General features: G+C 67.9%; 20 protein-coding genes. 11 read left to right on the top strand and 9 right to left on the bottom strand.

Annotation, left to right across the window (positions count from 1 at the left end):
• The 6 genes from selB to GX414_05400 all read right to left on the bottom strand — a co-directional run.
• Positions 1 to 993: selenocysteine-specific translation elongation factor (gene selB, locus GX414_05375; protein NLI46520.1), on the bottom strand; the 993-nt coding region annotated here is incomplete at its 3' end.
• Positions 993 to 2030, bottom strand: a complete 1038-nt coding sequence (gene amrS, locus GX414_05380) for an AmmeMemoRadiSam system radical SAM enzyme (GenBank protein ID NLI46521.1) — start codon at positions 2028 to 2030, stop codon at positions 993 to 995. The genes selB and amrS, both read right to left, overlap by 1 nt.
• 116 nt (positions 2031 to 2146) lie before the next feature.
• A complete protein-coding gene (locus GX414_05385) occupies positions 2147 to 2389 on the bottom strand; it encodes a hypothetical protein (GenBank protein NLI46522.1) in 243 nt (80 codons plus the stop codon).
• 51 nt (positions 2390 to 2440) lie between these two features.
• Entirely contained in the window at positions 2441 to 5938 is a 3498-nt protein-coding gene (locus GX414_05390; protein NLI46523.1) for a protein kinase, read from the bottom strand.
• A 91-nt stretch (positions 5939 to 6029) separates the two neighbouring features.
• Positions 6030 to 7433, bottom strand: a complete 1404-nt coding sequence (locus GX414_05395) for a replication-associated recombination protein A (GenBank protein ID NLI46524.1) — start codon at positions 7431 to 7433, stop codon at positions 6030 to 6032.
• A 20-nt stretch (positions 7434 to 7453) separates the two neighbouring features.
• Entirely contained in the window at positions 7454 to 8230 is a 777-nt protein-coding gene (locus GX414_05400) for an RNA methyltransferase (protein NLI46525.1), read from the bottom strand.
• A gap of 83 nt (positions 8231 to 8313) precedes the next feature.
• On the opposite strand from GX414_05400, the gene GX414_05405 reads away from it, so the two are divergent.
• Complete coding sequence (locus tag GX414_05405) at positions 8314 to 9267, top strand: acetyl-CoA carboxylase carboxyltransferase subunit alpha (GenBank protein NLI46526.1); 954 nt, start codon at positions 8314 to 8316, stop codon at positions 9265 to 9267.
• Between the two features lie 98 nt (positions 9268 to 9365).
• Positions 9366 to 11411, top strand: coding sequence for a LysM peptidoglycan-binding domain-containing protein (locus GX414_05410; protein NLI46527.1), 2046 nt, complete (start codon positions 9366 to 9368; stop codon positions 11409 to 11411).
• A 172-nt stretch (positions 11412 to 11583) separates the two neighbouring features.
• Here GX414_05410 and uvrA read toward each other — a convergent pair whose 3' ends face one another.
• Positions 11584 to 14415, bottom strand: coding sequence for an excinuclease ABC subunit UvrA (gene uvrA / locus GX414_05415; protein NLI46528.1), 2832 nt, complete (start codon positions 14413 to 14415; stop codon positions 11584 to 11586).
• A gap of 49 nt (positions 14416 to 14464) precedes the next feature.
• Here uvrA and GX414_05420 point away from each other — a divergent pair, with 49 nt between their 5' ends.
• From GX414_05420 to GX414_05440, 5 genes are all read left to right on the top strand, one after another.
• A complete protein-coding gene (locus GX414_05420; GenBank protein NLI46529.1) occupies positions 14465 to 15019 on the top strand; it encodes a hypothetical protein in 555 nt (184 codons plus the stop codon).
• Positions 15020 to 15046: 27 nt separating this feature from the next.
• Positions 15047 to 15505, top strand: coding sequence for a hypothetical protein (locus GX414_05425; GenBank protein NLI46530.1), 459 nt, complete (start codon positions 15047 to 15049; stop codon positions 15503 to 15505).
• A gap of 68 nt (positions 15506 to 15573) precedes the next feature.
• Complete coding sequence (locus tag GX414_05430; GenBank protein ID NLI46531.1) at positions 15574 to 17049, top strand: hypothetical protein; 1476 nt, start codon at positions 15574 to 15576, stop codon at positions 17047 to 17049.
• A complete protein-coding gene (locus GX414_05435) occupies positions 17046 to 17636 on the top strand; it encodes a hypothetical protein (protein NLI46532.1) in 591 nt (196 codons plus the stop codon). Before GX414_05430 ends, GX414_05435 begins: the two co-directional genes overlap by 4 nt.
• Positions 17637 to 17642: 6 nt before the next feature.
• Positions 17643 to 18338: an HAD-IA family hydrolase gene (locus GX414_05440; GenBank protein NLI46533.1), complete on the top strand. Its 696-nt coding sequence runs from the start codon at positions 17643 to 17645 to the stop codon at positions 18336 to 18338.
• Between the two features lie 80 nt (positions 18339 to 18418).
• Here GX414_05440 and GX414_05445 read toward each other — a convergent pair whose 3' ends face one another.
• Both GX414_05445 and trxA read right to left on the bottom strand, forming a co-directional pair.
• Entirely contained in the window at positions 18419 to 19732 is a 1314-nt protein-coding gene (locus tag GX414_05445) for an adenylosuccinate synthase (protein NLI46534.1), read from the bottom strand.
• Positions 19733 to 19890: 158 nt separating this feature from the next.
• Positions 19891 to 20217, bottom strand: coding sequence for a thioredoxin (gene trxA, locus GX414_05450; GenBank protein ID NLI46535.1), 327 nt, complete (start codon positions 20215 to 20217; stop codon positions 19891 to 19893).
• Between the two features lie 177 nt (positions 20218 to 20394).
• On the opposite strand from trxA, the gene rsmA reads away from it, so the two are divergent.
• The 4 genes from rsmA to GX414_05470 form a co-directional block, all read left to right on the top strand.
• The gene (gene rsmA / locus GX414_05455) at positions 20395 to 21261 is read left to right on the top strand and encodes a ribosomal RNA small subunit methyltransferase A (GenBank protein NLI46536.1); all 867 of its coding nucleotides are present in this window, start codon (positions 20395 to 20397) and stop codon (positions 21259 to 21261) included.
• Positions 21262 to 21289: 28 nt separating this feature from the next.
• On the top strand, positions 21290 to 21928 hold the full coding sequence (nth, locus tag GX414_05460; protein ID NLI46537.1) for an endonuclease III: 639 nt from the start codon (positions 21290 to 21292) through the stop codon (positions 21926 to 21928).
• Positions 21928 to 23064: an AI-2E family transporter gene (locus GX414_05465; protein ID NLI46538.1), complete on the top strand. Its 1137-nt coding sequence runs from the start codon at positions 21928 to 21930 to the stop codon at positions 23062 to 23064. Before nth ends, GX414_05465 begins: the two co-directional genes overlap by 1 nt.
• A gap of 91 nt (positions 23065 to 23155) precedes the next feature.
• Positions 23156 to 26164: protein kinase (locus tag GX414_05470; protein ID NLI46539.1), on the top strand; the 3009-nt coding region annotated here is incomplete at its 3' end.

Here is a 26164-nt window from a genome sequence, read left to right on the forward strand (position 1 = left end):
CGGCGACTCGAGCCGAACCTGGACGAGGGCGCTCGCACCCGGCTCCAGGTGCGGCCGGTCCAGCAGCTGCAGCCGTCCCAGCAGCTCGGCGCTGCCGTGATAGACGTGCACCGGCACCACGGCCTTGATTGCGCGGCCGAACGACTCCAACAGGTGGAAGCGGGCATAGAAAATCTGGGTGGGTGTGAAGCGGTCGGGCGCTGTCACGGCCTGCCCCCGGCGCAGGTCGGCCGGCTCCAGTCCGGCCAGGTTCAGTGCGGCCCGCTCGCCCGCCCGCGCCTCCTCCACCTCCTGCTCATAGACCTCGAGGTGGCGGACCTTCGCCTCCCGCCCGTCCGGCAGGATCGCCACGCGGTCGTTGCGGCGGAACACGCCCGACAGCACCGTCCCGGTGACCACGGTGCCGAAACCCCGAATGACGAACACCCGGTCGATGAAGAGGCGCGGAGTGCCGCCGACGGACGGCTCGGCGATGCGGTCGGCCAGCCCGTGCAGCGCCGCCCGGAGCTCCGCCAGCCCCAGTCCCGTCACGGCGCTGGTCCGGATCACCGGCGCCGTCTCCAGGAACGAGCCGCGGACCAGGCGGCGGACATCATCTTCCGCCAGCTCCTGGTACTCCTCCGCCACGAGATCGCACTTGGTCAGGGCGATCACCCCGTCGGTGATTCCGAGCAGGCGGATGATCTCAAAGTGCTCGCGGGTCTGGGGCATGACGCCCTCGTCGGCCGCGACCACCAGCAGGACGCCGGCGATGCCGCCGGCGCCCGCCAGCATGTTCTTGATGAACCTTTCATGGCCGGGCACGTCGATGAAGCCGATGCGGTACGGCGGATCCGCCCATGGGGCGAAGCCGATGTCGATGGTGATCCCCCGCTCCTTCTCCTCCTTGAGCCGGTCGGCGTCCACGCCGGTGAGGCTCTTGAGCAGCGCGGTCTTGCCGTGATCGATGTGGCCGGCCGTTCCGAGAACGATGCTTTTGGCGAACGGATGCATCAGGCACGCTCCGCGTCACCGCCGGCCGCCGCCAGCACGACGGGCACCGGCGCGCCGCAGTCCGGGCAGACCGGTCGCGTCAGGCGCTGGCGGCGGATCCGGAAGCCGGTCCGTTCGATGAGCACGGCGCGGCAGGCGGGGCAGCAGGTGTTCTCCAGCTCGTGACCGGGCACGTTGCCGCAATAAATAAATTTCAGGCCGGCCCGGCATCCCTCGTCGTAGGCCAGTTCCAGCAGGGCCACCGGAGTGGGCGGGGCGTCCAGCATCCGGTAGTCGGGGTGGAAGGCCGACACGTGCCACGGGATCGCCGGATCCACTCCGGCGAGGAATTCGGCCACGGCGCGCAGCTCCGCTGCGTCGCTGTTGCGCCCAGGAATGATCAGCGTGGTCACCTCGAGGAACACGCCGGCGGCATGCAGGCGGCGGATGGAATCAAGCACCGGCTGCAACCGCGCGCCGCAGTAGCTGCGGTAAAATGCATCGGAGAAACTCTTCAGGTCCACGTTGGCCGCGTCGAGAAACTCCGCCATCGCCGCGGCGGCCTCGCTGCTCATGTACCCGTTGGTGACATAAACGTTGCGGAGGCCCGCCCGGCGCGCCGCCAGCCCGGCCGCCCGGGTCAGCTCGAAGAACACGGTGGGTTCGGTATAGGTGTAGGACAAGGAGTCGCACCGGTGCCGCACTGCGGCCGCCACCAGCTCGTCCGGCGTCGTAAGATCGCCGGGGATGTCCGCCGCCTCGCGGGGATATTGAGAGATTGAGTGGTTCTGGCAGAACTCGCACCGGAAGTTGCAGCCCACCGCGGCCACGGAGAGCGATCGGGATCCGGGCAGGAAGTGGAAGAGCGGCTTCTTCTCGATGGGGTCCACGTGGACCGCCACCAGGCGGTCCGCCACCCGGGTGAACAAGCGGCCGCCCCGGCACTCGCGCACGCTGCAGATCCCGCGCCGGCCGTCGCCGATGACGCAGTAATGGCTGCACAGCAGGCAACGGACCGCGCCGTCACCGCGCCGTTCATAGAGTTGGGCTTCGACCATGGCCGCCGTCTCCAGGTCCGAGGACAATGAAAACGGGATGCACCCGTTGCCTGAACCGATGCATCCCGTACGTGAAAACCGTGATCAGATGGGCTGTCGGACGGACGCTGCCCGCCTCAGGACGACATCTCCTTCGGGATGTCCACCGTCGATTCCGCCAGGTCGCTCTTGACACCCAGACGGGAGCAGGCGCCGTCGTAGATCTGGCGGGCCGCTTTCTTGGCGTTCTGCAGGTCGATGAGGCGCTGCTTGACCCGGGCCAGTTCCTCTTCGATCTTCTTCTCGATGTCCTCGATTTCCTTGCGGGCCATCTCCCGGGTTTCCTCGTAGAATTTCCGTTGTTCTTTGCTGAGTTCCATCAGTGAACCTCCCATGCCGTTAGAATTTATAAATCCTGGCTCTCATGTTCGCTAGAACGACAGCGTGACCGTTTTCCAGACCTTCACCTTCACGCCGTCCTTCTCGGCCGGCGTATACCGCCATTGCTTCAGGGCCTCCTCGGCGGCGGGGCCCAGCATCTCCTTCACCCGGGCCGAATCGGCTGAGACGACGAGCACCCGCTCCACCTCGCCGGTATGGGATACGAGCAACCGGCATACCAGGCGGCCCTTGAGATTGAGGCGCTGGGCCTGGGCCGGGATCCGCGGTGAGGGAGTTCTCAGCTCCTTCGGCGGCTTGACGTCGGGCCCCAGGGCCACGAGGTCGCCGGTCTTGGCCTTCTCGGCAACCGCCGGCAGATCCATGGGGATATCCGCCGCCGGAGGCGGGCTCGCCGGTTTCACCGGTTCCGGTTTCGGGGCCGTGGGCTGGGAAGTCGGTTCCGGCTTCGGGGCGGCCGGCTGAGCCGCGGGCTGAGTCGTCGGTTCCGGTTTCGGCGCGGCCGGCGGGGGAGTGGGTTCCGGCTTCGGAGCGGCCGGTTGAGCCGCAGGCTGGGCCGCCGGCTCCGGTTTCGGCGCCGCAGGCTGGGCGGCCGTCGGCTGAGTCGCGGCGGCCGCGGCCGGCTTCGCCGGCTCCGGCTTGGGTTGCGGCTGAGGTTGCTGGGCCACCGTCGCCGGCTGACCCGGTTTGGCCGGGGCGGGCTGCGGCTGAGGCCTGGTTTCAGGCTTGACATCGGTCGCCGTCGCCGGAGTGGCGGTGGGGGTGGTACCGGTGGGCGCTGTCGGTTCGCCGGTGGAAGGAACCGGCTCACCCGGGGCGGCGGGTTCGGTGGCGCCAGCGGCGGGGGGCTCCGGCTGTGTCGGCACGGCTGGCTTGCTGAAGAACATCAGGTAGGTGGCCACACCCACCGCGATGATCACCACGGCGGCGATGATGCCAATGATCAGTCCCTTGCTGGAGCTCTTCGATGCGGTCGTCACATCGCCGAACATCGGTTTTTCGGCGGCCGGTTTCTCCTTCAGCCGTTTCGTGAGGACTTTCTTCTCCTCGGCCGGCGGGGTCACGGCTTCTTTTTTCGGCGGCGGGACGGCCTCTTTCTTCGGCGGCGGCGCCTCTTTCTTCGGCGGCACGGGCTCCGCCTTCGCCTTCACCGGTTCCGCCTTCGGCTTGACCGGCTCGGGCGCCTTCTTCTTTTCTTTGCGGATCACCGCCGGTTTTTCCTCGACGGGCGTGATCAGCGGGGCAGCGGCCTTCTTGGGCGGGACCGCCTCCTTCACCAGTGGCGGCGGCTGGAACTTGCCATCCACCACGATCTCGTCTTCCTCGAGCGCCACCGGTATGTCCGCGGCGGGGCGGATCTCCTCGAGGCCGGCCATTTCCTCGGATTCCAGGATGACCGTCTCCTCGCTCATGGCCTTGGGCGGCAGGACATCCTCCCGCTCCATGAACTCGTCGAAGCTCAGATTGCGGACCTCGCTCTCCTTCATACCGAACGCGTCGGGGAACATCCGGGTCAGGAACGTGGCCAAATCCTTGGGCGACGGCCGCTGCTTGCCGGTGCTGAGGTAGTCGTGCAGGTCCTTGGCCATTTCGCCGGCGGTCTGGTAGCGCTGCCCGATGTCGATCTGGAGCGCCTTGTTGATGATATTCTTGAGCCGCGGCGGCAGGGAGGGCATCTCGTTTTCGAGGATCGGGATCTTGCCGGAGCGGACTTTCTCGAGGACGTCAAATTCAGAGGAATCCTCGAACAGGACCTTGCCGCTGATGGCCTCGCAGAGCACGATGCCCAGCGAGAAGAGGTCCGACCGCTTGTCCACCGGTTTGCCCCAGGCCTGCTCGGGGCTCATGTACAGGAGCTTGCCCTTGAGCGCGCCCTTGACGGTGTGGTGGATCTTGGACTCGGCCTTGGAAATGCCGAAATCCACCAGCTTCACCTCACCTTCCCGGGAAATCAGGATGTTCTGCGGGCTGACATCCCGGTGGACGATGTTCATTTCCTTGTTGCTGAAGTCCTTCTTAAAGTGCGCGTAGTCCAGCGCGCTGGCGATCTGCAGAGCGATGTGGGCAGCCAGCTTGTGGGGCAGCCGGATGCCCAACTCCTTCGCCCGGCTCAGGATCTTCTTGAAATCGAACCCGTCCACGAACTCCATCGCGATGTAGAACGAGTGGTTGATCTTGCCGAAATCGAAGATGGTGACGATGTTCTGGTGGGACAACTGGGCGGCGATCTTCGCCTCGTCAATGAACATGGTGACAAGTTCCTGGTTGTCCGACAGGTGGGGCAGGATCCGTTTGATGGCGACGATCTTCTGGAAGCCTTCCTGGCCCCGCTTTTTGGCGCGGAACAGCTCCGCCATGCCGCCGTGGCCGATCTTCCGGTCCAGAATGTAATCCCCAAACTTGGTGCCCTCTTCGTGTTCGGGTTCTGCCAGAGGAACCGGGGCGGGAGCGGGCTTCGGCTTTGGAGCGGCCGGCGCCGGCTCCTGCGCCTTGGGTTGGATCACCTTGTCGATGCTGGTGTCGGACAGGCCCACGCCGCTGAGCGTATCACTGAGCTTCTTCTCCAGATCGGTGTAGAAGGAGCGGAGGAAGTCCTCCACGGCGTCCACCTTGGCGGCGGCCGGTGCCCCGGCTTCTTTCACTTCTTTTTTCAACTGGTCGAAACGGATTTCGCCGGTGTCGGGGCCGAGCAGCGGCGGCGGGGGCGCCGTCGCCTGGCTGGCCGACTCCACAAGCTTTTCGAGAGCGGCCTCGGTCTTCTTGGCCTCGCTGATCACCGGCGGTGGAGGTGCCGGCGCGCGCGGAGGGGACGCTTTGGATTTGCCCTTGTCGAGGTCGAGTCCCAGGCCGGAGAGCGTGTCGCTGAGGAGCTTGTCCATGGAGTCGTCCATCTCGGCCGCCGCCGGGGCTTCCGAGGCGATCAGGGTCGCGGCGATCTCCTGTTCGAAGCGGCTCTCCACGTCCGTGGGCTTCGGAGCGGCGGGCGCCGGTTTCGGCCTGGGCGGTTCCGGTGCGGGTTGGGGCGGCGGCGCCGGGGCCTTGGCCGCCGGGGTCGGCGCCGGCTTCGGCGGGGGGGCCGGCGGGGCTTCGGCAGCCGACTCCTTGGCTATTTTGTCGATGAATTCGCTCCGGCGCGTGTCGATGAGGCTCCGGGTGTCGCCCATGAACCGCTGGACGGTCTCCAGGATGACGTTGTCGGGCACGGGCTTCTCGATGAATTCGCTGGCGCCGTTTTCGTGCAGGGCCTTGTTGCGGTACTTCTGGCCCTTGTACACCGAGGTGGCGATGATCACCGGGACGTTGCGGCCGGTTTCGGTGTCCTTGATCTTCCGGCAAACGTCGAATCCGTTGATCTTGGACAGCATGGCCGAGAGGAGCACGACGTCCGGCTTGTCCGCCTCGAACGAGTCGAGGGCCGCTTTCCCGTCCTGCACCGTGACCACGTTAAAGCCGGCATCGGTGAAAATCTTCTTCAGCTGCTGAAGCTCCCGCGTGTTGTAGTCAGCAACCAAGATCTTCTTGTCGCTCATTCACTCTCCCTCGGCTAGACCAGAATTACCCGGATTGTAACGTATCCGCCGGACATTGTAAACATGATTTACATCACGTTTTCAAGCTCTTTCACTCGGTCCGGCTGCCCTTCCGACCGTCCGCCCGCCGCTTGGCGAAGGCGGTTTTCCGTTCGGCGATTTCCCGCAGTTTTTCGCGGATGCGGGCCTCGAGGCCCGCCCCGGACGGCTCGTAGTAAACCCGGCCGGCCAGGGCGGGGGGCAGACCGGTCATGTCCGTGGTCCCTTCGGGATAATCATGGGCGTACAAGTAGCCCTCCCCGTAGCCTTCCGCATCCATGAGGCGGGTGGGCGCGTTGCGCAGGTGCAGCGGCACGCCTTCGGCGCTGCTCTCGGCCACGTCCCGCTGGGCGGCGGTCCAGGCCCGGAGCAGGGCATTGGACTTGGGGGCGACGGCCACGTACACCGCCGCCTGCAGGATGGCCAGCCGGCCTTCAGGCAGGCCCAGCAGCTCGTAGGCCTGCCAGGCCTGGAGCGCCACGTGCAGCGCCTGATTGTCGGCCAGTCCCACATCCTCCGAGGCGCACTGGAGGATGCGCCGGCAGACGTTGCGCGGATCCTCGCCGGCCTCGAGCATCCGGACCACCCAATAGACCGTGGCGTCGGGGTCGGAGTTACGCATCGACTTGTGCAGCGCCGACAGCAGGTTGTAGTGTTCCTCGCCGTCCTTGTCGTAGAGCAGCACCTTCTGGTGGAGCACCTCGCGCAGCTCCTCGTCGGTGGGCGCGACGCCCCGCTCTTCGGCGTAGTCGGCCAGCTGCTCCAGCAGGTTGAGGCCGCGGCGCGCGTCGCCGGACGAGAACACCGCGATCTTGTGCAGCAGCTCCGGCGGGACCCGCAGGTCCAGCCGGCCCAGACCGCGGTCCGGATCGGCCAGGGCCTCGGCCAGGATCGACTCGATGTCGGCCACGTCCAGCGACCGCAGGGTGAGCACTTTCACCCGGCTCATCAGGGCCGCGTTGAGGTCGAAGCTGGGATTGACGGTGGTGGTGCCGATGAGCAGAACCTGCCCTTTCTCCACGAAGGGCAGGAAGGCGTCCTGCTGGGACTTGTTGAACCGGTGGATCTCGTCGATGAAGATGAGCGTCTGCCGCCCGGTCCGCTCGAAGAAATAGGCTGCGTCGCTCATGACGTCGCGCACTTCCTTGATGCCCGTCAGCACGGCGCTGTAACTCACGAAGTGGGTGTCAAGGGTGCGGGCGATGACATGGGCCAGGGTGCTTTTGCCCGTGCCAGGCGGTCCCCACAGGATCAACGAGGGGATGCGTCGCGACTCGATCATCCGGCGCAAGGGCTTCCCCGCCCCGACGAGGTGCGCCTGCCCCCGGTATTCGTCCAGCGTCCGCGGCCGCATCCGCTCCGCCAGCGGGACGCGGCGCTCTTCCGCCTCGACGGCCTCTTCGGCCGGGAACAGTGGGGGATCCTGGTTCGGTTCCTGTTTGCCTTTTCCGCCCATCGCGACGTTCTCCGGAGGAACTAGCGGGATTCGCGCCGGCGGGCACTCAGGCGGTAGAGCAGGATGGCCGCGGCCGCGGCCGCGTTCAGCGACTCCACCTGCGGCCGGATGGGGATGCGCACGGTCCGCTCCACCGCGGCGGCGATCCCGCCCGAGAGTCCGTGTCCCTCGCCGCCGATGATGAACGCCTGGCCGGACTCGGCCGGCAAGTCGGCCAGGTCGACCTCGCCCTTGACGTCGAGCGCCCAGAGCCGGACTCCGCGCTCGCGCGCCCGGACGAGGAAGGTCTCGGCGTCCGGCGGCCGCCAGTAGGGCGTTCGCAGCGCCGAACCCATGCTGGTCCGGATGACTTTCTCCTGGAAGGGGGACGGCGCCGGCGGCAGGAGCACCACCGGCACGTGTCCCAGCGCCTCGGCCGACCGAAGGATGCTGCCGACGTTGCCCGGGTCCTGGACGCCGTCCAGCACCAGCCAGGGCGTCCGCCGCAGGACCTGACCGGCCCCCCGCGACTCCTTCCGGCAGCAGAGCGCCGCCACCCAGGCCGGCGACTTGAGGCCCGACAGCTTGTGCATCACCTCCGGCGTCACCGCGAAGACCTGGTGGGCCGGCACCGGCGGCAGCTTGTCCTCATACCCCTGCACGACGAACACCTGCAACACCGCGTGCTCCGAGCGAGCGACTTCCGCCAGGAGCTTGGCGCCCTCGACGGTGAAGCAGAGCGGATTGTCGTACGTCCCCTCCCGCACCCGGATGAACTGTTTCACCTGGTTGTTGGTGCGGCTGCTGATGAGTTCCATGACCCACCCCCGGCGCTGAATTCGGTGGCGCGGCGCCATTGTATGTTAAAATGCCTCGCGAAATCAAAACGATTGGGGCGGTCATGAACGACTGGCACAGCACGCTGCTCAAGGATCTGGAAAGTCAACTCGCCGAGCTCGAGCGGTTCGGTGACGACGAGGCGGCCCGGCGGGCTCTGGAGATCCTCCGCGAGAAGATTCGCCAGGTGCGCGGGCGCATCTACGAGCAGATCACCCCGTGGCAGCGGATCAAGCTGGCCCGGCACGAGAACCGGCCGTACTCCCTCGACCTCATCGAACGACTCATCACCGACTTCGAGGAGATCCACGGCGACCGCAAGTACGCCGACGACCCCGCGGTCATCACCGGCTTCGGCTGGTTCCGCACCCGGCCCGTGGGGGTGGTGGGGCAGCAGAAGGGGCGCAACCTGGCCGAGCGGCAGCACCGCAACTTCGGGATGATGCAACCGGAGGGCTATCGCAAGGCGCTCCGGACGATGCGACTGGCCGAGAAATTCCGCAAGCCGATTCTGACGTTCATCGACACGCCGGGCGCGTTCCCAGGCATCGGCGCGGAAGAGCGCGGCCAGGCCGAAGCCATCGCCTACAACCTCCGCGAGATGGCTCGCCTGCGAGTGCCGATCATCGTCAGCGTCATCGGGGAGGGCGGCTCCGGCGGGGCGCTGGGCATCGGCGTGGGCGATCGGATCCTGATGCTGGAGAACGCGGTCTATTCGGTGATCTCCCCGGAGAGCTGCTCAGCCATCCTCTGGAAAGACCAGGGACATGCCGAGGCCGCCGCCCGCAACCTGGGACTCACCAGCCCCGACCTGAAACGGCTTGGCATCATCGACGAGATCGTGCCCGAGCCGCCGGGAGGCGCCCACACGGACTGGGAGGCCACCGCCCGGGCGCTGGGCGACGCGGTGGAGCGTCACCTGACCGAATTGCTGGCCCTCCCCGTCGACGGGCTGCCGCTGTCACGGACGGAGAAATTTCGCCGCATGGGCGCAGTGGAGCCGGTCACGTCCTCCTGAGCGCGCCGGCGCAGCGGGCGGAGATCCCCACCGACAGAGGCTCTCGGACGCATTATCGGTTGACAGTTCCGCGGAGCCCGGTCTAATATGGCCGGGAGATGGTTGCACAGTACTCTTTCCGGCTCGTCGCGATCCTCCTGCCGCTGTTCGGCTTCGCCGGCTTCGCCAGCACCTCCCTGAGCCCGCTGGAACTCACCCTGCCGCCGCGGTCCGCGCCGGTCGCCTACCAGATGCACGACCGCGATCTCGGCGCTTCACCCGAGGCGGATCGCATCAGCGAAAGCTTCGCCGCTTTCGAGCTGGGCGAGCTGTTCGCCGATACGAACAACACCGAGTGGGCTGTCCGGGAGATGACCTACGCGCTGGAAAGCATCTTCTTCTCGGGCGTCGAACTGGACGGCTCACCCTTGTTCCAGGCCCGGCTGGCGGAGCTGCTGGCGCGGATCGAGCTGCATCGCGACCGTCTTGGCCTCTTCCCCGACTCCGGCGAGGACGAGGATATCTCCGACCCGGAGGCGCCGCCGCTCGACACGCTGCTGGACGCGTCCCTCACCCCAGCCGAGATCGACCCGGAAATCGAGCACCTGATCGAGGAGGACATCCTCCGGCAGCATTATGATTTGCCGGTCTATGTCAACCGCGAGGTGATGGCCTACATCAGCCAGCTGACCACCGGCGTCAAGCGGGACCAGGTGACACAGGGCCTCGGCCGGCTCACCCGTTTCCACGAGATGTTCCAGCGGATCTTCCGGGAGGAGGGCATCCCCCTAGACCTGATCTACTTCGGGCTCGTGGAGAGCAACTTCAAGGTCAGCGCCTACTCCCGCGCCCGCGCCCAGGGTCTCTGGCAGTTCATCCAGTGGACCGGCCGCCGCTACGGGCTGCGCGTGGACTGGTGGGTGGACGAGCGCTCCGACCCCGAGAAAGCCACCCGCGCCGCCTGCCGATACATGAAAGACCTGTACGGGATGTTCGGCGACTGGTACCTGGTGCTGGCCGCGTACAACTCCGGCGAGGGCCGCATCCAACGGATCCTGAACCGCCATCCCGACCGCGATTTCTGGGAGATGGCCGAGCAGCGCCTGCTGCCCCGCGAAACCCGCAACTACGTCCCGGCCATCCTGGCCTCCATCATCGTGGGCAAGAATCCCGAGCGGTTCGACATCCGCGTGGAACCGCAGGACGCCTGGACGGGCATCCTCGTGGAGATCCCCTCGCCCACCGACCTCCGGGTGGTGGCGGAAACCATCGGCGTCCCCGTCGAGACGCTTCAGGAGCTCAACCCGGCGCTGCGGCGCATGCTCACGCCGCCGGACACCAAGACGTACCCGTTGCGCGTCCCCGTGGACACCCGCCAGGAAGTGCTGGCGCTTCTCTACGACCTGCCGGTGAAGGAGCGCCTCATGTACCTGGAGCACGTGGTGGCCAAGGGGGACACCCTCTACAAAATCTGCCGGAAATACGATGTGTCGCTCTCGGCGTTGATGGACTTCAACGACATCCGGAGCAAGCGGGCGATCCTGAGCATCGGCCAGGTGCTGCAGGTGCCCGTATCGGACTTCAGCCGGCCCGCCCGCGCAGCCGTCGAGCCTGAACCCCGCCCGGCCGTGTACACCAGCGCCACCTACCGCGTGCGACGGGGCGACACCCTGTGGAGCATCTCCCGCCGGACACAGGTATCCGTGGCCCAATTGATGTCCTGGAACCAACTACCCGGCCCGGCCCTCCGGGCGGGGCAGACCCTCCGCCTGCGGGAACCGGCCCGCAGCGCAGGTCCGGCGGCGCGGACCGCGCCCAGCGGGACGGAGGGCGCCTACACGGTCAAGGCCGGCGACACGCTGTTCGGCATCGCCCGCAGCCACGGAGTGGCGCTGGACGACCTGCTGGCCGTCAACCGGCTGCAGCGCGGCAGCGTCATCAAGTCGGGTCAGTCGCTGCGGCTGCCCGGTGCCACCGGTCCGGCCGCGGCGACAGCCGCCGCGACGCCGCGGGGCGGCAACCCGCGTTACCACACCGTTCGCACGGGCGAAACCCTCTCGGCCATTGCCCGCCGTTACGGCACCGACGTGGCCAGCCTCAAGCGCGCCAACTCGCGCACCAGCGACCGGCTTCGCGCCGGTGAGCAGCTGACGATTCCGAATTGATTCGCTCGGGGTTCGGAGTTCGTTCCTGATCATCGGACATAAAACTTGGGACCTGGGACATGGGTTCTGGGTTCTGGGTTCTGGGTTCTGGGTTCTGGGTTCTGGGTCCCGGATCCTGGATCTCATACCCCAGCACTCAGCACCCAGTGCCCAGGTCCCGGCACCGATTCACTCACTGACCGAGCCACCGAGCCAGCTCCCGGCCGGTGACCGATTCCGGACAGCGGACCAGCCCCTCCGGCGGACCCTGGTACAGCAGGTAGCCGCCGCGGTCGCCGCCCTCGGGCCCGAGGTCCACCACCCAATCGGCGTTTTCGATGAAGAACAGGTCGTGCTCCACCGCCACGACGGTGTGGCCTCGCTCCAGGAGTCGGTCCAGCACCGCGAACAGCTTGCGCGTGTCGCGGGGATGGAGTCCGATGGTGGGCTCGTCCAGCAGGATGAGCTCCGGTCCGGCGCCGGGCTCCAGCAACACCCGCCCCAGCTTGAGCCGCTGCATCTCGCCGCCGGAGAGCGTGTTCAGCGGCTGGCCCAGGCGCAGGTAGCCGAGTCCGAGTCCGGCCAGGAACTCCAGCTTGCGCCGCATCGCCGGCGGCGCGTCATCGCCGAAAAATTCCAGTGATTGGTCCACCGTCTGATCCAGCACACCGACGATGTCCAGACCCCGGTAACGGTACGTGCGCGCCTCGGCGGAAAAGCCCGTGCCGTCGCACGCTTCGCACAGGATCTCCTCGTCGGCGAGAAACTGCATGTCCAGCACCGTGGCGCCCCGGCCGCGGCACAGCGGGCAGCGTCCGCCGTCGGTGTTCAGCGAAAAGTAGCCGGGCAGCAGGCCGTGGAGCCGGGCCTCGGGCAGGTTGGCGAACAACGTCCGGATGGTGTCGAATATCTTCAGAAAGGTCGCCGGGTTCGACCGTCCGCTTCCTGGCGGGAGCCCCTGGTCCACATGGCGGACTCCCCGAAAAGCCTCCGCCCCGCCCAGGGCGGCCAGTCCCGCCGGCAGCGGCCCGCCGGCCAGGACCGCCTCGACACCGGCGAGCACCGCTTCCTCGAGAAGCGTGGACTTGCCGCTGCCGCTGACGCCGCAGACCACGCTGAGGCGGCCGTGGGGAAACCGCAGCCGCACCGACTTGAGGTTGCGCGCCGACGCGCCCTCCAACTCCAGCCAGTGCGACGGCAGGGGCTGGACCGCCCGCACCCGCCCGCCGCCGCGTGCCCGCAGCACGGCGGCGGTGGCGGTGTCCGCCTCGGCCAGGAAGGGCGCCATCGCCCCCTGATACACCGTCCGGCCCCCGAACTGTCCGGCGCCCGGTCCCAGTTCCACCACCTGGTCAGCGCAGGCGATGAACACCGGATCGTGTTCCACAAACACCACCGTATTCCCCTCGTCGCACAGCCGCCGCAGGATGTCGGCGAGCCGCCCGTGATCCCGCGGGTGAAGCCCCATGGTGGGCTCGTCCAGCACGAACAGTGTATCGGCCAGCCGCGTGCCCAACACCGCGGCCAGGTGCACCCGCTGCGCCTCGCCGCCGCTCAGGGTGAAGGCCGGCCGATCCAGGGCCAGATACCCCAGGCCCATCTGCCGAAGGCATTCCAGGCGGTCATCGATTTCGTCCAGCACGCGCCGGACCCCCGGGAGGACGTCCGGGGGGATGGCCGCCAGACGGAGAAAGCGGAGCGCCGCGTCGGCGGTCAGGCCGAGGATCTCGCCGAGGTCGCACCCGTCGAGCCGGATCGAGAGCGCGTGCGGGTTCAGGCGCTTCCCCCCGCAGTCGGGGCAGCGGCCGTAGCGGCGGTACCGGGCCAGCAGCACCCGGATGTGCAGGCGGTAGCTCTTCTTCTCGAGCTTGCGGAAGAAGCCGTCGACGCCCGCATAGCCGCGGTCGCCGCGGACCACGGCGTCGCGGATCTCCGGTGCCAGGGTGCGGAAGGGAACCTGGAGCGGCCAGCCGCGCCGCTCGGCCACCGCGAGGAGATACCGGTGATACGGCCGGAACGCCCGGCTCTGCCACACCACGATCGGATTTTCGGCCAGGGTGCGGGCGGGATCGAGGTACCGCGCCGGGTCGTAGTAGAGCACGTCGCCGAATCCCTTGCAGGTGGGACACGCCCCCTCCGGATTGTTGGAGGAGAGCAGACTCTCGGTGAGCGGCGGCAGCTCGGCGCCGCACCCGGCGCACCGGCTGCGGCCAGGGAACGACGCCAGCAGCAGTTCGCCGGCGGCCGCCACGGCCACATTGGGCGGCCACGCCGCCGGGGCCGCGGCGGCCGCGAGTGCCAGCAGGCATTCGTCGCCTCCCTCGGCCAGCGCCGTCCGCGCCGCCTCGAGCAGCCGGTCCCGCTCCGTCTCCGCCGCCGTGATGCGGTCCACCACCACCAGCGGCGGCTCCCCGCCCGTCCACTCCTCGGTCCGGATCAGGCGGCCGCCGCTCAGCACGCGGGCGAAGCCCATTCGCTGGATCAACTCCCGCGCCGCCGCCCCGCCCTGCTCCGCCGGCGCCGGGAAGCGGAACAGCACCGTGACCGCAGCGCCGGCAAGCGCCTCGGCGCACCAGGCGGCGATCGCGGCGGCGGAGTAGACGGCGATGCGCCCGCCGCACACCGGGCAGTGGCGCGCGCCGGCCTTCACCATCAGGAGGCGGAGGTGGTCGGCCAGGTCGGTGAGCGTCCCGACGGTGGAGCGCGAGTTCTTGACCGCCCGACGCTGGCGCAACGCCATCGCCGGCAGGAGCCCGTCGGCCGCATCCAGCGCCGGCTTGGGAAACTTGTCCATGAACTGCCGCAGGTAGGGCGAAAGGGACTCGAGGAAGCGGAGCTGGCATTCGGCGAACAGGGTGTCGAACGCCAGGCTGGACTTGCCCGAGCCGCTCACGCCGGTCACGGCGGTGATCTGCCGATGGGGAAAGACGGCGTCAACCGCCTGGAGGTTGTGCGTGCGCACCCCCCGCAGCCGGATGGCCGGCGGCGGCGAGGGGGGCGCGGCGGTTTCTTTGTCTTTCAGCATCGCGCCATTATATAATGAAGCCGCCCGAACCTGCCGCGTCGAGGGGAACATGAGCATCCGCCGCCGCTGTGCCTATCTGATCGTGGTCATCCTGGGGTGCGTGTCCATCCTGGGCGCCTCGGCCGAGAAGGTCGAGATGCCGGAGCCGCTCGAGCTCGATCTGGATCTGCCCATGACCCTGGAGCAGGTGCTGCTCGTCACTGAGAAATTCGGCTACGAGGTGGTGGAACAGGACCGGGCCGCCGGTCTGATCCGGACGCGCGACGACGAGTCCATCGGCGGCGCGTACGCCGACTCCGAGCTGAAAAAGATCGCCGTGGTGGTCACCGACTACCAGACCTCTTTTCACAAGGGCAAGTACCACATGGAACTCCAGCTCTCGTTCCTTGCCCCCCAACGGACCGCCGTGACCGCCTCCGCCGTCATCCGCGGCCTGAAGCGCTCCGCCGGCGGGACCGAGGAGTGGGTGACGCTCAAATCCAACGGCGTGCTGGAGATGCGATTTCTGAACGAGCTGAGCGACCTCGTCACCGGCAAGCGACCGTACGAGAAGAAGCTGCAGTACTGGAAGAAGAGTTCTCAGGAGATCATTCTCCGCAAGTAGCCAGACTGTCCTCCGGAGTCGATGCGTATGCTGCTGCTTCCATCCGGCCCCTTGGGCGAAAAGCTGGCCCGGGCCCTGCTGATCGGGCTGGCGTGCGTCGCCGGCCTCGGCCTGCTGCTGCTACTGATCCCCGAACCTGTGTTCGACGCCCTGATCCGGGGCCCGGCGGCGGAGCGCCCCGCCGGCGCGCATGACCTCCAGCTGCTCGAATTTGCCCACGAGCGGCAGCCGGACGCCTTCATTCTGCACGTCCGGGCCCGCAACATCTCCACGGCGACGCTGGAGCGCCTCCAGGCGGTGGTCACCGTGACTGCAGCCGGTGGCGCGGTCCAAACGCTGGTGCAGCCGGTGGAGCCGCCCGTGCTCGTGCCGGGCCGCGAGTTCGCCTTCACGGTCCAGGTGGCCGAACGGGCGGAGGCGCCCGTGCGCCGCTACGCCATCTTCTTCCAGACCCCCAACGGCCAGGTGGTCCCGCACCGCAAGTAGCGCGCCGGGGGGCGCGCGCCTTCCGGCGCACCGCGTGCTATAATGGCGCGACGTCGCGGCGGAGCACCATGGCCGACACACCCATCATCCTCGATGACCGGTTCGCGGAGCACCCGGAAGAGATCCGGGCGGCGGTCGCGTTGTTCGCCGACGAGCTGGTGCGGAACTGGGTCGGCGCGGCCGAGTCGCCGGTCCACCCCGAGACCGTGCCCGCCGACTTCGCCGAGCTGGCCGCCCTGGAGCCGCCGGCGCAAGGGATCCCGCTCCCGCACCTCCTGGACGACCTGCGCCGCCTGGTGCTCCCCGGCACCACCCGGGTGGCTTCGCCCCGCTACCTCGGCATGATGAATCCGGCACCCGCGCTCGCGGCCGTGCTGGCCGAAAGCTTGACTGCGGCGCTGAACCAGAACTGCTCCCTCTGGCACCAGAGCCCGGCGGCCGCCGAACTGGAACAGCTGGTGGTCCGCTGGCTCTGCGGTTTCGCCGGCCTGCCCGCGCCGCCCGCCTTCGGCGTGCTGCTGAGCGGCGGCTCCATGGCCAACATCACCGCTCTGAAGCTGGCGCGCGACCACTGTCTGGGACCGGCGGCGCGCACTGCCGGCCTGGCCGGCGCCCCGCCGGCGGCCGTGTACGCGTCGGCCGAGGCGCACTACTCCTTCGACAAGGGGGTGGACCTCCTGGGGCTGGGCGCGGACTTTCTGCGGCGGGCGCCGGTGGACGCGGCGTTCCGCGTCGACGTGCCGGCGCTGCGGGCGATGATGCGCGCCGACGCCGCCCGCGGTGTCCGCGCCGCCTGTGTCGTCGGCATCGCCGGCACCACCAACACCGGCAGCCTCGACGACCTGGCGGCGCTGGCCGACGTGGCCGCCGAGGCGGGCGCCTGGTTCCACGTGGACGCCGCCTACGGCGGCGCCGCCCTGCTCCTGCCGGAGCTGGCGGACCGCTTCCGCGGCCTGGCGCGGGCCGACTCCGTCACCCTGGATCCGCACAAGTGGTTTTTCGTCCCGTTCGAGTGCGCTGCGCTCCTGGTGCGCCGCCGCGACGACCTGCGCGCCGCCTTCGCCACCCGTCCGCCCTACTACCTCGAGCAGGGCCAGGACGGCGACGGGCGGGTGAACTTCTTCGAGTACGGCCTGCAGGGTTCGCGGAGCTTCCGGGCGTTGAAGCTGTGGCTGGCGCTCCGCTCCTTCGGCCTGGACGCCTACCGGCGCCTGGTGCGCCGCCACTGCGCCTTCGCCCGCCGGTTCCATGAGCTGCTCGCGGCGGCCGGCGGCTTCGAGCCGTTCCATCGGCCCGAGCTCGGCCTGCTCTGTTTCCGCGCCTTGCCCGCCGGCACGGCGGACGGCGCGGCGGTGAACGAGCTGAACCGGCGCATCCACCGCCGCGTGGAACTCGAGGGCCGTTTTTGGATCTCCATCACCAGGCTCCGGGGCGGCGACGTGGCCCTGCGCGTCAACTTCATGAACTACCGCACCCGGCCGGCGGACGTCGAGGCCCTGGGGCGCTATTTGATCAACCTGCGTAACGAGGAGACGGCGCGATGAACCGACTGGTTCGAACCGCGATCGTATGCCTGGCCGGATGGCTCGTCGTAGCGCCCCCGGCCGTGTGCGGGCAGCAGCACCCTCCTGGCGTGATCGAGGTGGCGCCCGCGGACCGCATGGACCCGCAGTGCCGGGTCTTCATCGACGCGGAGGTGGTGATCACCTTCAGCCTGGACCTGCACCGCCGCCCCTTCGTCAACATGATCAACTTCACCGACCGGGAGGTGGTGGCGGACGCCAGCCGCTTCGAGTTCCGGCTGGCCGACGGCCGCACGCTCAAGCCCGACCAGCTCAAGATCGCCACCGGCGTCGGCGGCGATTACATCTACCGGTCGTACCTGACCATCCACCCCCACTCGTCGTTCCACTTCGAGCTGGGCGGCCTGCCCGATCCGCTCCCGCCGCTCGAGACCCTCGCGCTGACCCTGCCGCCCTTCGTGCACACCCTGGAGCCAGTGCGCAAGGAATTCTTCGACGTGCTCCTGGCGCGCCTTGAGCACGTGGACCTGAAGAGCCCGTCGGTGGGCCGGGCGTACCGGAAGCTGGACATCCCCCTGCGCGGCGCCAAGACCCGCGTCGAGGAGTGAGGGGCCGTGCCCGGCGCACCCTCCGCCGCCGCCCCGGACATCCGCGGCATCGTCTTCGACCTCGATGGGACGCTGGTCGACTCGCTCGCGGACATTACCGCCAGCCTCAACACCATTCTGCGAGGGGAGGGGCTGCCGGAGCGCGACGAGGAATGGGTGCGCCGGAACGTGGGGCTGGGCGCGACGCACCTGGTCCGACAGGCGGTGGCCGGCACCGCGGGAGAGGGCGCGCTGGCGCGCCTCGTCGACGACTACGTCGGCCACTACAACGCCCATCCGTGCATCCGGACCTGCGCCTATCCCGGCGTGCCCGAAACGCTGGCCGCGTGCACCCGCCGCGGCCTGGCGCTGGCGGTGGCCTCCAACAAACCCGCCGGCATCGTCGCCCAGGTGGTGGACGCGCTGGGCTTCGGCGGCCGCTTCCGCTTCATCTGGGGCTCCGACTCGTTCCCCGCTCTGAAACCCGACCCGGCGGTCCTGCTCGCGTTCATGGAGCGGACGGGCCTGCGCCCGGCGGCGGTGCTCATGGTGGGCGACTCGGCGGCCGATGTGGCCTGCGCCCACAACGCCGGCGCCTGGAGCTGCCACTTCACCACCGGCTACGGCACCCTGGCCGGCAGCGGCCTCATCCCCCACTGGCGCATCGCCGCCATCCCGGAGCTCATCGCCATCCTCGACGGCACGGTCCCGTTTCAAAGTTGATGGTTGAGTGTTGATGGTCGATCGTTCGGGGTTCGTGCTCGCAATCGGAATTCGTAATCGAACGAATTACGATACGAGAACTACAGCGCGGGGCGGCCAAGGGCGGTGACGATCTCGGCGGCGCCGGGCATGATCATGGTTTCGCCACGCTCCGGACCGGTGGACACCATGCCGATCTCCACCCCCAGATACTCCTGGATGAAATCGAGATAGGCGCGGGCCTTGGGGGGCAAGTCCTCAAAGCGGTTCATGCCGGCGGTCTTGCTCCGCCACCCCGGCATGACGTGCCAGACCGGCTCCACCCGCTGCAGGTCCGCCACCGAGTACGGAACACTGTCGAGCGGCTGCCCGTCCAGGTTGTAGCCGATGCACACCCGGATCTCGGGGAACGCGTCCAGCACGTCCAGCTTCGTTATGAGCAGCGAATGGAAGCCGTTCACGCGGTGAGCGTAGCGCATCTGGAACAGGTCCAGCCAGCCGCATCGCCGGGGCCTCCCCGTGCTGGCGCCGTACTCGCCGCCGCGGTGCCGGAGCTCGGCGCCCGTTTCGCCATGCAGCTCGGTGGGGAAGGGCCCGGCGCCCACTCGGGTGGTGTACGCCTTCATCACCCCCACAATCTGGCCGAGGCGGTGGGGCGGCACGCCTGCACCCGCCGCGGCGCCGGCAGCCACCGCGCTGGAGGATGTCACAAAGGGGTAGGTGCCGTGGTCCACATCCAGCATGGTCCCCTGGGCGCCCTCGAACAGGATGCGCCGGTCCGTCGCCAGGCACTCCTCCAGCAGCGCCGACGTGTCCGCGACGTAGTCACGCAGCCGGGCGCACGCCGCGAAGAAGGCCGTCCACTCCGCCGCCGGTTCGGCGGGCCGAAGCTCGGCGCCCATCAGGCGCGCCTTCAGCGCCTGGTACTCGGCGCACTCCCGCCGGAGCCGCGCGTCGTCGCGGAGGGCGCCGGCGCGGACGCCGCAGCGGAAGTACTTGTCGCCGTATGCCGGTCCGATGCCGCGCAGGGTGGTCCCGATGGCCTGGCCCGCCCGGGCGGTCTCGTCGATCTTCTCGATGACGCGGTGGAACGGCAGGATCAGGTGGGCCCGGTCGCTGATGAACAGCCGGTCGTCCACCTCGACGCCCTGGCCCCGGAGCAGGTCGATCTCCGCCACCAGCGCCACGGGATCCACCACCAAGCCGTTGCCGATGACGCAGAGCTTGCCGGGACGCAGGATCCCGGACGGGATCAGGTGCAGCACGTACTTGGCGTCACCGATGATGACCGTGTGGCCGGCGTTGTGGCCGCCCTGGTAGCGGACCACCACGTCGAACGAATCGGTGAAGATATCGACGAATTTCCCCTTGCCCTCGTCCCCCCACTGGGAGCCCAGGATCACCATGTTGCTCATCGGTGGTTCCTCGTTGCGTTCGATTCGCGTTTTGGTCCGGGCGGCCATTCCGGCGATTCGCCGCTGTGGCCGTACTCCGCCCGGGTCAGGGCACACCGGTCACAGACCGGGTCGCCGGGTGCCCGTCCAGCCATCCCATTCGGGAACGACGCGGTCGATTACAGGTGCTTGTCCAGCAGGCGGCCGATGTTGTCCTTGGATGACGCGCCCACCATCTGGTCGGCGACTTTGCCGTCCTTGAAGATCAGCAGCGTGGGGATGCTGCGGATGCTGTACCGGTCGGCGGTCTGCATGTTCTCGTCGACGTTGACCTTGCCCACCTTGACCCGGCCGGCGTAGTCGGTCGCGATCTGTTCGATGATCGGGGCCACCATCCGGCACGGCCCGCACCATGGCGCCCAGAAATCCACCAGCACCGGAATTTTGGCTTCCAGCACGTCCTGCTGGAAGTTTTTGTCGGTAAACTCGAGGGTGTTGCCCGCCATTTGCGCCTCCATACGTGTCGCTGTTTTGATGATTGCCCGCACGGCCGGTTTCGGCACGAGGCGCAATTGTATCGGAAAGGTCCGCGGAATGCAACCCGTGATCGCGGGGAGGCCCGCCGGCTGCGGGCGGACACGGCCGGTCTTTATTCCCGGCCCGTTTTCTGGTAAAGGATAGGCATGCCCGAACGGATTACACCCCGGAAAAACCTGGGCCAGCATTTTCTCACCGATCGCAACATCCTGGCGGCCGTCGCCGATCTGGCCGGGCCGCCGGCCGACGCCGACGTGGTGGAGATCGGCCCGGGCCCGGGCGGGCTGACTCGCACGCTGCTGGCCCGGGGCCTGCGGGTGCTGGCCGTGGAGATCGATCCGGCATGCTGCCGCCGCCTCCGGGCGGAGCTGGGCGGTGAGGCACGTTTCCGCCTCATCGAGGCCGACGCGCGCTGCGTCGACTGGGCCGGCGCGCTCGCCGCCGCGGGCTGGCGGCTCCCCGCCGCCGTGCTCGGCAACTTTCCGTACAACGTGGGCACCCACCTCGTGCGCACGCTCCTGCCCCGCCGCGATCTGTTCACTCTGGTCGGCGGCATCCTGCAGGACGAGGTGGTGCGACGGATCACCGCGCGCCCCGGCGCCGCCGACTACGGCTACCTGTCCCTCTGCTGCCGGTACTACGCGGAAGGATGGGCCGGAGCACGCATCCGACCCGGCGCGTTCCACCCCCCGCCCAAGGTGCACTCGCGGCTCTTCCGCCTGTCGCTGCGCCCCGCCCCGCTCCTGCCGCCGGAGCTGGAGCCCGCCTTCCTGGCCCTGGCCGGCGCCGCGTTCCGCGCGCCGCGCAAGACTCTGCTCAACAACCTGCCCGCGCCCGAAGGGCGCACCGCCGCCCGACGGTGGCTGGCGGCGGCCGGCCTGGACGCCGCCGTCCGCCCCGGCGTCCTCAGCCTGGAGCAGTACCTGGAGCTGACCCGCCGCCTCGCAGTCGAAAAAGCGTTGGCGGCGATTCCCGCCCCCGATTACAATGGGGAGGATTCCCAAGTCCCATGACCCGGCGGATTGCGCCTGCACGGGAGGTATGTGCATGAAACCACGGGACCGGTTGACCCGAATCATTGAACGGCTGGCCCGGATCTACCCCGCGCCCCGCTGCGCCCTGAATCACCGCAATCCGTTGGAGCTGCTGGTGGCCACCATCCTCTCCGCCCAGTGCACCGATGAGCGGGTGAACCGGGTGACGCCGGAGCTGTTCCGCCGCTACCCGGATGCGGCGGCGCTCGCCACCGTCCCGCAGGCGGAGCTCGAGGCCGTGATCCGGCCCACCGGCTTTTTCCGCAACAAGGCGACCAGCATCCGCGGCTGCTGCCGGCAGCTGGTGGAGCGCCACGGCGGCCAAGTGCCCCGCACCATGGAGGCGCTCACGGCGCTTCCCGGCGTGGCCCGCAAGACCGCCAACGTGGTGCTGGGCAGCGCGTTCGGCATCGCCGCCGGCGTGGTCGTCGACACCCATGTCCGCCGCCTGGCCTTCCGCCTCGGCCTCACCAACCAGACCCAGCCGGAGAAGATCGAGCGCGACCTCATGGAGTTGGCATCCCCGGAGCACTGGATCAACCTTGCCCACTGGCTGATCCTCCACGGGCGGACCACATGCCGGGCGCGCCGGCCCGCATGCGCCGGGTGTCCCCTGGACGATCTCTGCCCGAAAGAAGGTGTCTGATGATGAAGCAGGATTTTCCGCTCTGGTTCTTCGTACTGCTCCTGGCCGCCGTCCTGTACCTGTTCGTGCGGGTGTTCGCGCCGTTCTTCATGATCTTTCTCTGGGCGACGATCCTGGTGATCACCTTCCACCCGCTGTACCGCCGGCTGCGGACGCTGCTTCGCGGGCGGGAGTCGCTGGCGGCCCTGCTGATGGTCTTCGGCCTGACCCTGCTCATCATCCTGCCGGTGATCCTGCTCATCGCCAATGTCGCCCAGCAGTCCGTCGACGCCTACGTGATGTACTCCGACGCGCTGGTCAAGCAGGAACAGAATCTCGAGCGGACCATCATGGCCCACCCGGTGCTCACGAAGGCCAAAGCCGTTCTGGGCCGGTTCGTCAACTTTGACCAGATCGACCTCGGCGTTCTGGTCATCAAAGGCCTCGAATCCGCCAGCGGCTTCATCGTGGGCCAGAGCACCAATTTCTTCTCCGGCCTCGCCGGTTTCATGTTCCGGTTCGTGCTCCTGCTGGTCGCGACCTATTACTTTTTCAAGGACGGGGAGAAGGTGGTCGGGGAACTGCGCAAGCTCTCGCCCATGGACAAGAACCGCGAGGAGAAGATCATTCGGAAATTCACCGACATCACCCGGGCCACCATGCTGGGAACCTTCTCCTCGGCGGCCATCCAGGGCGTCCTGGGCGGGCTGGCCTTCCTGCTGATCGGCATGCCGTCCCCGCTGCTGTGGGGCGTGGTGATGGCGTTCATGTCCCTGGTGCCGGTGCTGGGGGCCTTCACTGTCTGGATCCCCGCCGCGCTCTACTTGATCGCTGTCGGCAGCTTCGGTAAAGCGGTGTTCATTCTGCTCTACGGCCTGCTGACCGTGACGCTGGCCGACAACGTGCTCAAGCCCCTCATCATCCGCGGCGGTTCCAAAATCCACCCGGTGGTCATCTTCTTCAGCATTCTCGGCGGCCTGTCCTTCTTCGGATTCTCGGGCCTCATTCTCGGTCCGCTGGTGACCGGGTTGACGTTTGTCGTCCTGGAGATCTACCGCGAGGAGTTCCAGGAGCAGCTCCCCGGCACCATGAAATTGTCCCGCGCCGACTTGGAGGATGCACTCAAACGCGTTGAGGAGACCCGTCCCCTCCGGTGAGGACGGCTCCGCTTTCCTTTGTCAAACATTTGTAATATAATTTTTCTGCCTGTCTCCAGGTTGTAACAATTTTAGTTCGTCGAGGACGACCATGAAGATTTGCCCGCAATGCAGCAAGGGTTTCGGGGACGAATTCAATTTCTGTCCCGAGGACGGCACCCCCCTGGCCAAGGCGGTCCAGCAGCAGGACCCCCTCATCAACAAGACCCTGAACGGCAAATACGAGATTGCGGAGATGATCCGCGAGGACAGCCTCGGCCGCATCTTCAAGGCCAAGCAGATGCCGCTGGGCCGGACGGTCATCCTGGAGGTCTTCCAACCCGGACTGACCCGCGATGAAAAATTTCACTCGCTCCTCAGTGAAGCCGTCCGCAAGTACTCCAAACTGCAGCACGTCAACATCGGCACCATCTACGACATGGACGTGACCGAGGACCAGCGCTACTTCATCACCTCGGAGTTCGTCGATGGACGTCCGTTGGCCACGATCCTCAAGGCGGAAGCGCCGCTGGAGCAGGAACGGGCAATCAACATTTTCTACCAGATCGCCGACGCCCTCCACCAGGCCCATGAGAGCCTCATCGAGCACGGCTATCTCACGCCCCAGGACATCGTCGTCTACGCCAACCCGGACGGCAAAGAGTGTGTCCAGATCATGAATTTCGGCATCTCCAAACTGCTGCTCAACGAGAAGTTTCGGCGTTTCAACACCACCAGCGACAGCAGCTATCTGAGCATCGACGACATCGCCTACATCTCCGCCGAGCAGGCGACGGGCACCACCGTGGACGATCTCGACGACATCTACAGCTTCGGCGTCATCCTGTATCACGCCCTCTCCGGCGCCCTCCCCTTCCAGGCCGACACGGCCGAGGCCATGATCGAGGCCATCAGCAGCTTGGAACCGGTCCGGCTGCGCAATCTCACGCAGTGCCGGGCCCTGCATCCGCTCTGGGACAACCTGGTGGACAAGTGCATCCAGCGCAACAAGGCCGAGCGCTTCCAGTCCATCAAAGAGGTCAAGCAGCAGCTGCAGCGGATCGGCGACGCGCTCCGCCACGAGGCCGAACCCACCATCATGCGGATGAAATCCGATCTGCAGCAGGAGATCGGCCGACCGGCCACGCCGGAAGCGGTCGAGGAGCACCTGGAAACCACCGAAGTGGTCCCGCCGCCGCTGCTCACGGGAAAAAAGAAATCCCCGCCGCTGGCCCAAACGTTCATGATGGACCGCAAGCAGCTGGAGCAGGGCGGCCTCGATCTCGCCGCCCAGGCGGAACCCGAGGAGGTGACGCTGGAGCCCGGCGAGGTCGTTGTGACGCCGCCTGTCGAGGCGCCGAAGCCAACCCAGGTGGTGCCGACGTCTCTGCCCGATCCGGAAACGCTGCGTCCCACGATCCTGCCGGCGGCTCCGTCGTCCGGCGTGGACATCCAGCTCGAGGAGATCGGCATCGGCATGGAGGACACGCATCCGGGTGCACCGGAGGAATCGGCGGCTGCCGGCTGCGACCTGGCCCCGGATACCGACGAGGACTACACCGCCCGCACCGTGTTCATCGGCGCCCAGACCGGCGCCTCCGCCGAGGAGGATGCGGGCAAGACGCTCTTCATCGGCACACCCCCTCCCGCGCCGCCGGAGGAGGACGACGGCCGGACCGTCTTCATCGGTGATCTGGCCCACACTCCCGCGCGGCCGACCGACGACGACACGCTGGCGGGCGCCCGGATGGCTGCGCCCGCGGCCGAACCGCCGGCTGACGATCCGTTCGGCAAAACCGTCATGGTGGACACCGCCCCGCGCCCGCCCCAGGTGCCGCCGCCCGTCACCGCCCAGCCGCCCGCATACACACCGGCACCCACCGCCGCCTTCATCCCCCCGCCACCGCAACCGCCGGTGTTCCAACCGCCGACCCCGCAACCGCCGCCGCTACCGCCGCCGGCATACTCGCCGGCGCCTACCGCCGCCTACGCGCCGCCGCCACAGCCTTCACCGCCGCAGCCGCCGCCGCCCAAGAAACCGGCACCGCCCAGCACGCCCGAGGAATTGACCCGGGCCGAGGAGATCCACCTGCGCGACTACACTCCTGCGCCGAAGATCCCCGCCACTCAGCAGTACGGTACACCCATGGCCGAGGCCGAGCTCGCGCCGGCGGCCGCCAAGCCGTCCCGCACCGGCCTCAAGATCGCCGTGATCGGCGTGGCCGCGCTCCTGCTCCTGGCCGTCGTCGTCGGCGGCGTCCTGCTCGCTCTCCACTTCATGAAGGGGCGCTACGGCGGGTTCGAGGTCAAGTCGTTCCCCGAAAACGCCAAGGTGTACCTCGACGGCGACCTCCTGGGCAGCACACCCTGGACCCAGGAGAACATCGAGGTGGGCACCCACATGCTCAAGGTCGTCAAGGAGGGCTACAAGCCGGTGGAGCAGGAGATCGTGATCGAGGCGGACCGCGTGCTCAACCTCGACGTGTTCCGGCTCGAAAAGATCGGCGCGCCCACCGGACCGGACCAGCCCATCGGACCCACCGACGAGCAGCTGGCCATGCTGGAAGACTTCAAGTCGAAGGCCGACGTGGCGTTCGCCGACAAGCGCTTCGCCGAACCGCCGGAGGATTGCGCGCTGTACTACAGCCAGCGCATCCTAGAGCTCGATCCCGAGAACGCTTTCGCCCTCGAGATGAAGCAGAAGGTGGCCGACACCCTCAAGGACCGCGCCGCCAAGGCGGCGTCCTCCAAGAACTGGGTCCTGGCCGAAAAACTGTACAGCCAGCTGACCGAGCTCAGCCCCGATGATCCGGAGATCCGCCAGGCATACGACAAGGCCGCCACCGAGGTGAAGAACCTCCAGAAGACACGCACCGAGAGCATCAAGGACCTGACCGCCCGGGCCGAGCAGGCCATCGGCGCCGGCCGGCTGGTCACGCCGCCCGATGACAACGCCTACGAGTATTGCCTCCAGATCAAGCGCCTGGAGAAGAACAACAGGAAAGTCAACACAATGATTCAGCGCATCAAGAACCAGGCGCCCCTCCAGGCCGACGAGGCCATCCTGGCCGAGAACTACGACCGGGCCAAGTCAATTCTGGACGCTTATAAGCGCTATTTC

Source organism: Acidobacteriota bacterium (genome assembly GCA_012517875.1).
Lineage (GTDB): Bacteria > Acidobacteriota > JAAYUB01 > JAAYUB01 > JAAYUB01 > JAAYUB01.

Bases quoted from the DNA above. Each gene is read 5' to 3' on its own strand.
- nth (NLI46537.1), top strand. From the start codon at position 21,290: ATGTGCATGAAACCACGGGACCGGTTGACCCGAATCATTGAACGGCTG.
- GX414_05400 (NLI46525.1), bottom strand. From the start codon at position 8,230: ATGGAACTCATCAGCAGCCGCACCAACAACCAGGTGAAACAGTTCATC.
- GX414_05465 (NLI46538.1), top strand. From the start codon at position 21,928: ATGATGAAGCAGGATTTTCCGCTCTGGTTCTTCGTACTGCTCCTGGCC.
- GX414_05435 (NLI46532.1), top strand. From the start codon at position 17,046: ATGAACCGACTGGTTCGAACCGCGATCGTATGCCTGGCCGGATGGCTC.
- GX414_05420 (NLI46529.1), top strand. From the start codon at position 14,465: ATGAGCATCCGCCGCCGCTGTGCCTATCTGATCGTGGTCATCCTGGGG.
- GX414_05390 (NLI46523.1), bottom strand. From the start codon at position 5,938: ATGAGCGACAAGAAGATCTTGGTTGCTGACTACAACACGCGGGAGCTT.
- GX414_05385 (NLI46522.1), bottom strand. From the start codon at position 2,389: ATGGAACTCAGCAAAGAACAACGGAAATTCTACGAGGAAACCCGGGAG.
- rsmA (NLI46536.1), top strand. From the start codon at position 20,395: ATGCCCGAACGGATTACACCCCGGAAAAACCTGGGCCAGCATTTTCTC.
- GX414_05410 (NLI46527.1), top strand. From the start codon at position 9,366: ATGGTTGCACAGTACTCTTTCCGGCTCGTCGCGATCCTCCTGCCGCTG.
- amrS (NLI46521.1), bottom strand. From the start codon at position 2,030: ATGGTCGAAGCCCAACTCTATGAACGGCGCGGTGACGGCGCGGTCCGT.
- GX414_05405 (NLI46526.1), top strand. From the start codon at position 8,314: ATGAACGACTGGCACAGCACGCTGCTCAAGGATCTGGAAAGTCAACTC.
- uvrA (NLI46528.1), bottom strand. From the start codon at position 14,415: ATGCTGAAAGACAAAGAAACCGCCGCGCCCCCCTCGCCGCCGCCGGCC.
- GX414_05425 (NLI46530.1), top strand. From the start codon at position 15,047: ATGCTGCTGCTTCCATCCGGCCCCTTGGGCGAAAAGCTGGCCCGGGCC.
- GX414_05430 (NLI46531.1), top strand. From the start codon at position 15,574: ATGGCCGACACACCCATCATCCTCGATGACCGGTTCGCGGAGCACCCG.
- GX414_05445 (NLI46534.1), bottom strand. From the start codon at position 19,732: ATGAGCAACATGGTGATCCTGGGCTCCCAGTGGGGGGACGAGGGCAAG.
- trxA (NLI46535.1), bottom strand. From the start codon at position 20,217: ATGGCGGGCAACACCCTCGAGTTTACCGACAAAAACTTCCAGCAGGAC.
- GX414_05395 (NLI46524.1), bottom strand. From the start codon at position 7,433: ATGGGCGGAAAAGGCAAACAGGAACCGAACCAGGATCCCCCACTGTTC.